The 3,142-nt window shown below is 37.8% G+C and carries 2 protein-coding genes; one reads left to right on the forward strand and one right to left on the reverse strand.

Annotated features, from left to right (window positions below):
* The coding region (locus F6K23_RS23650) for a WD40 repeat domain-containing protein (protein WP_293160351.1) at window positions 1-2,652 on the forward strand (2,652 nt) is incomplete at its 5' end.
* A 302-nt stretch (window positions 2,653-2,954) separates the two neighbouring features.
* Here the strand turns inward: F6K23_RS23650 and F6K23_RS23655 are convergent.
* Entirely contained in the window at window positions 2,955-3,128 is a 174-nt protein-coding gene (locus tag F6K23_RS23655) for a hypothetical protein (RefSeq protein ID WP_293160353.1), read from the reverse strand.
* Window positions 3,129-3,142 lie beyond the last annotated feature (14 nt).

Here is a 3,142-nt window from a genome sequence, read left to right on the forward strand (position 1 = left end):
AGTAAACTTAAACCTGAAGAAAAAGAACAAGTCCGTCGAATTTTTATTCAGTTAGTGCAACCAGGGGTAGGAACAGAAGACACTAGACGAGTTGCCACCAAGGCAGATTTAAACGATAAAAACTGGAGTTTAGTCAAAAAATTGGCTGATTCCCGGTTAGTTGTCACCAGTCGTGGTAGCACAGAAAATAATTCCGAACAAGAAACCGTTGAAGTAGTCCATGAAGCTTTAATTAGAAATTGGGGACAACTAAGAGAATGGATGGAAGTAGACCGAGAATTTAGAACTTGGCAAGAACAACTGCGTTCGGCAAAGAAACAATGGGAAGAAAACAATCGAGATAATGGTTCTTTGTTACGAGGAGCAGCTCTAGCAAAAGCAGAAGAGAAACTGCAGGAGCGTCCAGAAGATTTAGAAGCGGAGAAACAATTTATTCAGGAAAGTATTCAAGGACGCAAGAATCTACATCGCAGAACTATCATTACACTTACGAGCTTTTCTGTAGTCGCTTCCTTAATTGCACTTGTCGCTGGAATAGGATGGTGGACTGCATTTACAGGGGGGAAAAACTATCAACTGATAGCCAGAATTCAGTCTTCAGAAGCACTATTTGCCTCAAATAAACAGTTCGATGCACTTTTAGAAAGCATAAAAGCTGGAAAACAGATGAAAAAAGAATTAGATATAATCACCCCGACAACAGAAATGCAAGTTTTAGTGACTCTAATGCAATCATTATATGGTGTAAAAGAACAAAATCGTTTTGAAGGTTATAATCAACCATTTATTAAAGCTTCCTTTTCCTCCGATGGTCAAAAAATCGCTGCGACTAATATGGATAACGTTATCAAAATATGGGATTTAAGTGGCAAAGAAATAGCAACTCTAAATCAGAAGCAGTCAGATAATATTACTTATTCATCCTCAGATCCAGGAGATTGTCCAGTTAATACTGTTAGTTTTAGTCCTAACAATAATATTATTGCTGCTAGTGATGGTCATGACATTAAACTTTGGGATTTTAATGGTAGAGAACTCAATAATCTCCAAGGTAAAGGCAAGGATATTACAGTAACAAGTATTAGTAATGATGGTCAACTTATTGCTGCTGTTAATATTGATGGTAAAGTCAAAGTATGGAATCGAAACGGCGAAGAAATTCATAATTTTCAGCATTCCGAGAACTTCTTTCCTTTGAGTAACCCAATTAGTTTTAGTCCCGATAACCAGATTCTTGCTTCTGCGGATGGTCAAGAAAATATTGTTCTTTGGAATCTGAACACTGAGGAAGCTAAAATTTTAGAAAGTCAATTTACAGTTTGCAGCATAGATTTCAACTCAAATAGTAGTGTACTTGCTGTTACTGACTATTTAAGTGGAATAGAATTTTGGAGTCTTAAAAGTCAAAAGCAGAATTTTGTTGATGACTTCGGTGTCATCACTGTAACTCAGTATCCTGAAGGAATCATTTCTACAAATTGGGATGGCAGTATCAAATTTTGGGAATCTTTTTCTAATGGCTGGAAATTAAAATCATCGTGGAAAATTCATAGCGCTCCCGTATGGAATGTGAGTTTTAGCCCAGACAGAAAGATGCTAGTTTCTGTAAGTGACGACAAAACAATTAAACTCTGGAATCTTGAGGGTATAAAGCCACCAAGTATAAGACCTATTAATGGTTTAAGAGACATGATTCTCAGTCCAGATGGTGAAACTATTGCTACAGTTAATGCTGATGACACCATCAAACTCTGGAACTTAGATGGGACTCTTCGTCAAGAACCTTTTCAAAAAGTCTCTAGTTCTAGTAAGATAACTTTCAGTCGTGACAGCAAGTATTTAGTTTCTAGCGATCGCAATGTTGTTCAACTTTGGAACATTGAGAGTGGCGAACCAAAAACTATTATTAAACAGAAGTTGCCACAGGAGTTGCCTAGACGTAAAAGAAATGATTTTGGCAAAGCTAGCTTTAGTTCTGATGATAAAACTATTGCAGTTGGCAGAAAAGATGGCACAATCAAACTTTTAAATCTTGATGGCAAAGAAATTCAAACTCTTCAAGGTGGAAGTCAGCTAGTTAGTTATAGCCCAAATGGCAAAATTATTGCCTCTGCTAGTAATAATAATACTATAAAACTTTGGACGGCAGACGGTAAAGAATTGCCATCTTTAGTAGGAAGTTCTTATTCTATTACCAGTTTAAGATTTAGCCCAGATAGCAAAATTTTAGTAGCAGGAAACGAGAACGGGAATCTTCTTATTTGGAGTCTTACTGAAAAAAAACTTCTTCACACACTTCAAGGTCATACATCTCCTGTTTCGAGTTTGACTTTTAGACCAGATAATAAAATTTTTGCTTCTGCTAGTGGTAATGGTTCAAACTATGATGATGGTAGGATTAAGTTTTGGAGCGTTGATGGTGTAGAAATTAAAACCTTAAAAACTAATAGTAGTGCTGTTCCTAGTATCAATTTTCGTCCAGATGGCAAGATGTTAGTCTGGTCAAATCAAATGGAAGTAGTTATGTGGAATTTGGATTTAAACTATCTACTTAGTCAGGGTTGCGATTGGGTACGCGACTATCTCAAAAATAATCCAAATATTAAGGATAGTCATATCTGTGTACTGGAAACCTCACAGGATTTTAATTAACATAGAATACAGCTATGAAGTCAGAAGTCAGATAGGGGAGCCGTCGGATTGGCGACGTATTGGTGACGTACAGGAGTCAGAATGAATAGATTTGATACCATTTTTTATGTCGTAATATCAAATCCGGTAGCATCGGTGTTATTCAGTATTAAAGAACTGTAGGGGCGAATGGCCATTTGCGTTCCGCAAAGCTGTCGCTAACGCCCTTACACATTGTATGACGATCAACAGAATTATATTACCGAAAAATTGTGGGTATGCGCCTCCCCTTTTAAGGGGATAATAAATAAAAATTTTCATTATTAGTCATATAGAATCCGGTTATATAGTATATGTTCATTATTCAATCTCCCCATCTCCCCATCTCCCCATCTCCCCATCTCCCAATCTCCCCATCTCCCCATCTCCCCATCTCCCCATCTCCCCATCTCCCCATCTCCCAATCTCCCCATCTCCCCATCTCCCCATCCCCCCATCTCCCCAACCCCCC

This window comes from Okeania sp. SIO2C9 (genome assembly GCF_010672455.1).
In the GTDB taxonomy this organism is placed as follows: Bacteria; Cyanobacteriota; Cyanobacteriia; order Cyanobacteriales; family Microcoleaceae; genus Okeania.